Here is a 7916-nt window from a genome sequence, read left to right on the forward strand (position 1 = left end):
CGGTCCCATTCCGAACCCGGAAGCTAAGCCCGCCAGCGCCGATGGTACTGCCAGGGGGACCTGGTGGGAGAGTAGGACGCGGCCGGACTAAATTTCACGAAGCCCCCTCCGGGATCTCCCGGAGGGGGCTTCGTCGCGTTTGGCCCTTTCTTCCGCGGTGCGGGAGGATGGACCCCGACTCATAACAGGAACAGGAGCTGGATCCAATGTCACCATCTTCGGACCGTCGCCCGGGCCGCTCCGACCGGGATCGCGACCGAGGCCAGGGACCCCGGGGCAGCGGCGAGAACCGCCGCCCCGCCGACGACCGCTCCGGCCGTCCCGGCGCCGGCGACCGAGGCGGCCGCTCCGGCTCGGGCTATGGTGACCGCCCCGGCGCCGGCAACAGCCGCGGCTCCGGCGACCGCGACGCACGCGGCGGTCGCGACGACCGCTCCACCGGTGGCCGCGGCGGCTACGGCGACCGCGACTCGCGCGGCGGACGCGATGACCGCTCCGGCAACCGCGACTCCGGCGGCCGAAGCAGCTACGGCGACCGCGACTCGCGCGGCGGCTCCGGATATGGGAACCGTGACTCGCGCGGCGGCGGCTCGGGATACGGCGACCGCGACTCGCGAGGCGGACGCGACGATCGCTCCGGCAACCGGGACTCGGGCAGCCGTGGCAGTTACGGCGACAGGGATTCGCGCGGCGGTTCCGGCAACCGGGACTCGCGGGGCGGGTATGGCGACCGTGATTCGCGGGGCGGTTTCGGCTCGCGCGACAGTCGCGGCTCGGATTCGCGCGGTGGTTTCGGTTCGCGGGACAGCCGCGGGACCGATTCGCGGGGTGGCTACGGTTCGCGCGACAGTCGCGGCTCTGACTCGCGTGGCGGTTCCGGCTACGGCGATCGGGATTCGCGAGGCAGCCGCAGTTCTGGTTATGGGGACAGGGATTCTCGCGGCGGCGACCGCGACTCGCGGGGTGGCTCCGGGTACGGTGATCGCGACTCGCGTGGTGGTTTCGGTTCGCGCGACAGCCGTGGTTCTGATTCACGTGGTGGCTTCGGCTCGCGCGATAGCCGGGGATCCGACTCGCGGGGCGGCTCCGGGTATGGCGACCGTGATTCGCGTGGTGGTTTCGGTTCGCGCGACAGCCGGGGATCCGATTCGCGTGGCGGTTTCGGTTCGCGGGACAGCCGTGGCTCGGACTCCCGTGGTGGCTTCGGCTCGCGCGATAGTCGGGGCACTGACTCCCGTGGCGGCTACGGCGACCGTGATTCGCGTGGTGGCTTTGGCTCGCGCGAAGGCCGTGGTTCCGACTCGCGCGGCGGTTCCAGCTATGGCGATCGCGACTCGCGTGGCGGTTTTGGTGCGCGGGACAACCGTGGCTCGGACTCCCGTGGTGGCTCCAGCCATGGCGATCGCGACTCCCGTGGTGGCTTCGGCTCGCGCGACAGTCGCGGTTCTGACTCCCGTGGTGGCTTCGGCGACCGGGATTCGCGCGGTGGATACGCGGGCCGTGGTGACCGTGATTCCCGAGGTGGCTCCGGGGCCGGTCCGCGGTCGTTCGGCGGGGATCGTGACTCGCGCGGTGGACGCGGCAGCGACTCGCACGGCGGCTACAGCGAGCGTGACACCCGTGGGCGCGGCGACCGTCCGTCGGCTGGTCGTGGTGGGTACGGTGACCGTGACTCCCGTGGTGGCTACGCCGGTGGTCGTGATGGCGAGCGTGCCGGCTCGCGTGATGACCGTCGGGACGGCGAGTTCGGTTCCCCGCGCGGCTTTGGCGACGATGGTGCGCGCGTCGGGTTCGGTGATGAGGACGCGCGTGGGGGCTTCGATGAGCGCGAGGGCGGGGTCAGCGTCGGGTTCGGCGGTGTCGTCGACCGGGACGCGCCCGAGGAGGACGTCCTGGAGATCGCGCCGGACGCCACCCTCGACAAGCTCGACAAGGACATTCAGGACGAGCTCGCTCAGCTGCTGAGGTCCAAGGCCACGCTGGTGGCCGGGCACCTGGTGATGGCCGGGCAGAACCTCGACGAGGACCCGGAGCTCGCCTACCGGCACGCCCGGACCGCGATGAAGCTCGCGCCGCGCCTGGCCTCGACGCGGGAGGCCGCGGGGCTGGCCGCGTACCTGACCGGGCGGTACTCCGAGGCGCTGGCGGATCTGCGGACCGTGCGGCGGATCACCGGGACCAACGACCACTGGGCCGTCATGGCCGACTGTGAGCGGGGCCTGGGGCGTCCGGAGCGGGCTCTGGCGATGGCCGCCGCGCCGGAGGCCAAGACGCTCGACAAGGAGACGCAGATCGAGCTGCGGATGGTCGCGGCCGGTGCGCGGATCGACATGGAGCAGCCCGAGGCCGCCGTCGTGCAGCTGCAGGGTGCCGACCTGACCCCGGCGAAGATCCAGCCCTGGACCGCACGGCTGCGCTACGCCTACGCCGAGGCGCTGCTCGCCGCCGAGCGCGAGGAGGAGGCGCGCGAGTGGTTCATGCGCGCCGCCGACGCCGACTCCGAGGGGCTCACCGACGCCGCCGAGCGGGTCGACGAGATGGACGGCATCGCCTTCGACGAGTTCGAGGACGAGCTCGACGGTGAGGCCGGCGACGGCGAGGCCGGAGAGGTTGAAGCCGAGGACTTTGAAGACGACGAAGACGACGAAGACGAAGAGTTCGAAGATGAGGACGACGACGAGGACGAGGACGGTGAAGACGACGACGCCGACCACGAGGTCGACGCGAAGGCTGATCCCGCCGGCCCCCGCTCCGACTCTGACCACGACTCTGACCACGACTCGGGCTCCGACTCCGGCTCTGACAAGCGCTAAGCACTGAAAACCCAGCACCACAACCGACCGGCGGCTGCCCCCAGGGGCAGCCGCCGGTCGCGCGTTTCCCCCACCTAATCCCCACCTGATCCACCACACGTCCCAACTCCCTATTGCCCCAGGCCGCTTCGAGGTGAAGGATCGGAACCATCGACGTTACCCGGCGGTAGCGATCGACCGGACACCCTCCGGAACCAACCGTCTCCGACCAAACGTCTCCGACCACCTGTCCCCAACCCACCCTCACCTCCGCACGGAAGAGGCAGTCAGCCATGAGCGATCAGGGTTCAGCTAACGGCGCGGCTGTCGGCGTCCTGGAACCGGGCGCCCCCAGTTTCGTCTCCTACGACCCCGCCGACGGCGGCGAGGTCGCCACCTTCCCCGCCATGACCGCCGAGCAGGTGCGCGCGGTCGTGGCCGAGGCGCGCCAGGCCTCCGCCTGGTGGTCCTCGCTGACCTGGGCCGAGCGTGAGCGGCGGCTGCGCAAGTGGGCCGGCGTCATCACCCGCGGGCTCGACGAGCTCGGCGAGCTCATGCACCGGGAGAACGGCAAGCCCCGCGGCGACGCCTTCCTGGAGGTCTTCCTCGCCGTCGAGCACATCGGCTGGGCCGCCGGCCACGCGCGCAAGGTGCTGCACCCGCGCCGTGTCGGTACGGGGCTGCTGATGTCCAACCACGCCGCGACGCTGGAGTACCAGCCGCTCGGCGTGGTCGGCGTCATCGGCCCGTGGAACTACCCGGTCTTCACTCCGATGGGTTCGATCGCGTACGCGCTGGCCGCCGGCAACGCCGTGGTGTTCAAGCCCTCGGAGTACACCACCGCGATCGGCGAGTGGATCGTCGAGGCGTTCGACAAGGCCAACCCGGACGCGCCGCACAAGGTGCTGCGGCTGGTCACCGGCACCGGGCCGACCGGCGCCGCGCTGTGCGAGTCGGGCGTGGACAAGATCGCGTTCACCGGCAGCGCGCGGACCGGCCGCAAGGTGATGGCCGCGTGCGCGCCGTCGCTGACACCGGTGCTGATGGAGTGCGGCGGCAAGGACGCGATGATCGTGGCCGCCGACGCGGACCTGTCCAAGGCCGCCGACGCCGCGCTGTGGGGCGCGATGTCGAACGCCGGGCAGACCTGCGTGGGCATCGAGCGGGTCTACGTCGTGGACGCGGTGAAGGACAAGTTCGTCGCCGAGCTGACCTCGCAGATCCAGAAGCTGGCGCTGACCCCCGGCGAGGGCCCGGACGCCGCCTACGGACCGATGACCATGCCCTCGCAGCTCGACGTCGTGCGCCGGCACATCGACGACGCCATCGCCAAGGGCGCCACGGTCCTGGTCGGCGGCAGCGGCGCGGTGCAGGCCCCGTACGTCGAGCCGACCGTGCTCCTGGACGCGCCCGAGGACTCCAGCGCGGTGCGCGAGGAGACCTTCGGCCCGACCATCACCGTCAAGGGCGTGCGCGACGTCGAGGAGGCCATCGAGCTCGCCAACGCCACCGACTACGGCCTCGGCGCCTCGGTCTTCGCCCGCCGGGGCGGCACGGCCATCGCCCGGCGTCTGCGCAGCGGCATGACCTCGGTCAACGCGGTCATCGCCTTCGCCGGGATCCCGGGCCTGCCGTTCGGCGGCGTCGGGGAGTCCGGCTTCGGCCGCATCCACGGCGCCGACGGGCTGCGCGAGTTCACCCGCCCGAAGGCGATCACGCGCCGCCGCTACTCGACGCCGTTCGAGCCGACGACGTTCGCGCGCAACCCGAAGACCTTCGCGATCATGAAGAAGTACGCCGAGACGCGGTACGGCCGCAAGAAGTAGGTGCGGGTTCGCAGCAAAACACAATGACGCCGCGGCGCCGGATCCCCTGAGTCCGGTTCCGCGGCGTTCGGCTCGGGACAGCTATGCGATGACGGCGACGGGCTGCCGCAGAACGGTGCGCTGCTTGGCGGGTTCGGTCTTGCGGAAGTCGCTGAAGTAGATCTCGTGGTGCTTCCCGGTCATGGCGTGGCCCGACTCCGGGATGAACTCGTGGTGCATCCGCTCCAGGACCTCCGCCTCGTCGTCGAACGAGCCGACGTGCAGGGTCTGCACGCAGCGACCTTCCTCCAGCGTCTCCAGCCGTACCCGCTCCAGGGCGGCAGGCGGGTTCTTCGCGGCGACCTTCGCGAACGCCGCGTCGTACATCTCGCCGGTGATCCAGTCGGGCACCATCAGCATGGCCGTCCAGTCCCAGCGGGACTTGTCCCTGGCGACGGTGAACGTCTCCATGTTCGTCGACCACCACAGCCCTTCCAGGGGCGTGACGACGTAGTCCCGGTCGAGGTCCAGCTTGCTCGCGAACTTGAGCTTGTAGGCCACCGGGTACAGCGCCTGGAGGGCGTCGGCGAACTCCTGGGACGAGTTCGGGTCGCCGTGGCCGTCGATCATGAGGTACGTCATCGGCGGCACCTCGACGACCCGGAACTGTCCGGCTTTCGCACGGTAGGAGTCGAGGGTTTTCTTGAAGTCTGTCCTGGTCACCGGTTCCGCCTAGAAAGGCCGCCCGCGCAGCCGGTCCATGTCCCGCCGCTCGCGCTTCGTCGGCCGCCCGGCCCCGCGGTCGCGCACCGCGACCGCGACGAACAGCTCCCGGGGCGGGGGCGGCGGGCTGTTGTCGACGTAGCACTCGGCGGCGGCCGGCGCGCTGACCCGCTTCGTGATCAGCTTGCTCACCACCACGACGCGCTCGCGCTGGTCCTGCCGCACCCGCACCTCGTCCCCGACGCGCAGCAGGTGCGAGGGCTTCACGCTCTCGTTGTTCACCTTCACGTGCCCGCCGCGGCAGGCGTCGGCGGCCATCGACCGGGACTTGGTCAGCCGCACCGACCAGATCCAGCTGTCCACCCGGACGGCGGTGGCATCGGACGTCATGAACGCGACTTTAACGGCTGGCGCTCACGAGTGCAGACACAATTCGTTGCCCTCGGGGTCGGCGATGGTGACCCAGCGCGACGGCCCCTGCTGGCCCCGGTGCAGCACCGTGGCGCCCCGGGAGGTCAGCCGCGCCAGCTCGCTCTCCAGGTTCCCCTCGCCGACCTTGATGTCCAGGTGCACGCGGTTCTTCACGGTCTTGGGCTCGGGCACCACCTGGAACAGGATGCGCGAGCCGGGCCCGGCGTCCTTGCCGTCGGGGTGCACGATGGCCTGGCCGAGGGCCCAGACCAGGACGCCGTTGTGGGTTTTGGTGTCGGCCTCGGTCGCGTGGCCGGCGGCGACCATCGAGCGGATGAAGTCCTCGTTCGAGGGCTCCAGGTCCCACCCGATCGCCTCGGCCCACCAGTCGGCCAGGGTGTGCGGGTCGGCGGAGTCGACGACGACTTGATAGGTGAACGCCATGTTCCGACGTTACCGGCCGCCGCCGACAAGTGCTGCGCGATGCTGGCGACGGGCGCAGCCGGGTTGCCGACGGGCGCGCCGCCGGGCGAGCGCAGCCGGGTTGCCGACGAGCGCCGCCGGGTCGCCGACGAGCGTGTCCGCACACCAGGCCGAGTGGCTGCCCGCGGCTACTTCTTCGTGACGTAGATGCTCTTCTCGTAGCTCGCGCCGTAGTACTCGGTCAGCTCCTCCAGCGACTCGCGCGTCCACTGCACCGACTTCACGATCGCGGCGTGCGGCGGCAGCTGGTCCGGGTCCCATGTCGGCGGCTTCCACAGGGAGGAGCGCAGGAACGCCTTCGGGCAGTGGAAGAAGATCTGCTCGATCTCCACCTCCAGCGCCATGATCGGCCGGTGCCCCTTGACGATCATGTCGTCGAAGTACGGCGCCTCGCGCACCAGCCGCGCCCGGCCGTTGATCCGCAGCGTCTCGGCGCGGCCCGGCACCACGAAGATCATGCCGACGTGCGGGTTGCGCAGGATGTTGCGATACCCGTCGGCCCGCCGGTTGCCGGGCCGCTCGGGCACGGCCAGGCGGGTGTCGTCGAGCACCTTCACGAAGCCGGCCGGGTCGCCCTTCGGCGAGACGTCGCAGTTGCCTTGCTCGTCACTGGTGGCCAGGAAGCACAGCGGCGAGGCGGCCAGCCAGCGCCGGTCGATCGGCTTGAGGCGTACGCGTTCCTTGTTGATCGCGCGCTCCATCGGCTCGCCGAGCAGGGTACGGAGTTCGACCTCGGAGGTGATGGCGGCCTCGGCCGGGGCGGGGGCGATGACGGGCTCGGTGCCCTCGACGAGGGGCTCGGTGTTCTCGGCGGTGCTGTTCTCGACAACGGCTTCGGTCACTGCGGCAGCCCTTCCGGAGTGGTAGCGTCCCGCGAGCTCTGCGGTCCTTACACCCAGAGTAGCGCTCGGTACGATCATCTCCATGGGCCCCTTGGCGTTGTTCGACCTGGACGACACACTCATCGCGCTGGCTCCGGCCTTCCGACGCTTCGCGCAGGACTTCGCGCGCGACTTCGCACTACCGGCGGAGGCGGAGGAGTGGCTGGTCGAGGCGTGGGACCCGCGCCAGAAGCGGGACGCGTTCTTCGCACGAGTGCGGGAGCACTACGGGCTCGCGGAGCCTGTGGAGGATTTGTGGCGGCTCTATCGCAGCCGCATGCCGGAGTACGTCGAGCTGCGCGACGAGGTCCGCGACGGACTGGCCGCGATGCGGCGCGCCGGCTGGCGGCTGGGCATCGTGACCAACGGCGAGGCGGACAACCAGCTGGGGAAGATCGAGCGCACCGGCCTGGACCAGCTCGTGGACTCGGTGGCAGTCTCCGGGGCGTTGGGAATCCGCAAGCCGGACGCGGAGATCTTCCGAACCGCCGCCGAGGCCGCGGGCTGCGCGCTGGCCGACGGCGGCTGGATGGTCGGCGACAACGCCCACGCCGACATCGAAGGCGGAGCGGCGGTCGGTCTGCGGACGGTGTGGATCGGCGCGCACGGCGAAGCCGCACCTCGCGCGGCGACGGCGACGGTGAAGGATGTTGTCGAGGCCTTCCCGCTGCTGCTGACTTGTCGATAAACCGATTGGTGGATCTGACGACAGTCTGCTTGCCTCGCCCAGCACGCCAGCACGCCAGCACGCCAGCACGCCAGCACGCCAGCACGCCAGCACGCCAGCACGCCAGCACGCCAGCACGCCAGCACGCCAGCAC

8 protein-coding genes and 1 rRNA gene are annotated in these 7916 nt (G+C 70.7%); 4 read left to right on the forward strand and 5 right to left on the reverse strand.

All coding sequences use genetic code 11. The features are described 5' to 3' along the window. Nucleotides 1-88 (forward strand): 5S ribosomal RNA (gene rrf / locus ABH935_RS50650); the annotation flags it as partial. Between the two features lie 943 nt (nt 89-1031). On the opposite strand, the gene ABH935_RS50655 is transcribed toward rrf, so the two are convergent. Beyond that, entirely contained in the window at nt 1032-1994 is a 963-nt protein-coding gene (locus tag ABH935_RS50655; RefSeq protein ID WP_370385205.1) for a hypothetical protein, read from the reverse strand. Between ABH935_RS50655 and ABH935_RS50660 the strand changes: the two genes are divergently transcribed. Next, nucleotides 1983-2813 (forward strand): hypothetical protein, encoded by an 831-nt coding sequence (locus tag ABH935_RS50660; RefSeq protein ID WP_370385206.1) that lies wholly within the window; start codon nt 1983-1985, stop codon nt 2811-2813. The two genes, ABH935_RS50655 and ABH935_RS50660, sit on opposite strands and share 12 nt — an antisense overlap. Before the next feature lie 272 nt (nt 2814-3085). After that, nucleotides 3086-4618, forward strand: a complete 1533-nt coding sequence (locus ABH935_RS50665; protein ID WP_370385207.1) for an aldehyde dehydrogenase family protein — start codon at nt 3086-3088, stop codon at nt 4616-4618. Between the two features lie 81 nt (nt 4619-4699). Here ABH935_RS50665 and ABH935_RS50670 read toward each other — a convergent pair whose 3' ends face one another. The 4 genes from ABH935_RS50670 to ABH935_RS50685 all read right to left on the reverse strand — a co-directional run bounded on the left by ABH935_RS50670 (nt 4700) and on the right by ABH935_RS50685 (nt 6984). Then, nucleotides 4700-5320 (reverse strand): GyrI-like domain-containing protein, encoded by a 621-nt coding sequence (locus ABH935_RS50670; RefSeq protein ID WP_370385208.1) that lies wholly within the window; start codon nt 5318-5320, stop codon nt 4700-4702. Between the two features lie 9 nt (nt 5321-5329). Beyond that, entirely contained in the window at nt 5330-5710 is a 381-nt protein-coding gene (locus tag ABH935_RS50675) for an RNA-binding S4 domain-containing protein (RefSeq protein WP_370353471.1), read from the reverse strand. 24 nt (nt 5711-5734) lie between these two features. Further along, on the reverse strand, nt 5735-6175 hold the full coding sequence (locus ABH935_RS50680; RefSeq protein WP_370385209.1) for a VOC family protein: 441 nt from the start codon (nt 6173-6175) through the stop codon (nt 5735-5737). Nucleotides 6176-6342: 167 nt separating this feature from the next. Continuing rightward, a complete protein-coding gene (locus tag ABH935_RS50685) occupies nt 6343-6984 on the reverse strand; it encodes a pyridoxamine 5'-phosphate oxidase family protein (protein ID WP_370385211.1) in 642 nt (213 codons plus the stop codon). 154 nt (nt 6985-7138) lie between these two features. On the opposite strand from ABH935_RS50685, the gene ABH935_RS50690 reads away from it, so the two are divergent. Next, complete coding sequence (locus ABH935_RS50690) at nt 7139-7783, forward strand: HAD family hydrolase (protein ID WP_370385210.1); 645 nt, start codon at nt 7139-7141, stop codon at nt 7781-7783. Nucleotides 7784-7916: the final 133 nt, after the last annotated feature.

It is taken from the genome of Catenulispora sp. GAS73 (genome assembly GCF_041262085.1).
In the GTDB taxonomy this organism is placed as follows: domain Bacteria; phylum Actinomycetota; class Actinomycetes; order Streptomycetales; family Catenulisporaceae; genus Catenulispora.

Excerpts from the sequence above, each read along its gene's own strand:
- ABH935_RS50665 (WP_370385207.1), top strand. The coding sequence starts at position 3,086 with ATGAGCGATCAGGGTTCAGCTAACGGCGCGGCTGTCGGCGTCCTGGAA.
- ABH935_RS50675 (WP_370353471.1), bottom strand. The coding sequence starts at position 5,710 with ATGACGTCCGATGCCACCGCCGTCCGGGTGGACAGCTGGATCTGGTCG.
- ABH935_RS50680 (WP_370385209.1), bottom strand. The coding sequence starts at position 6,175 with ATGGCGTTCACCTATCAAGTCGTCGTCGACTCCGCCGACCCGCACACC.
- ABH935_RS50690 (WP_370385210.1), top strand. The coding sequence starts at position 7,139 with ATGGGCCCCTTGGCGTTGTTCGACCTGGACGACACACTCATCGCGCTG.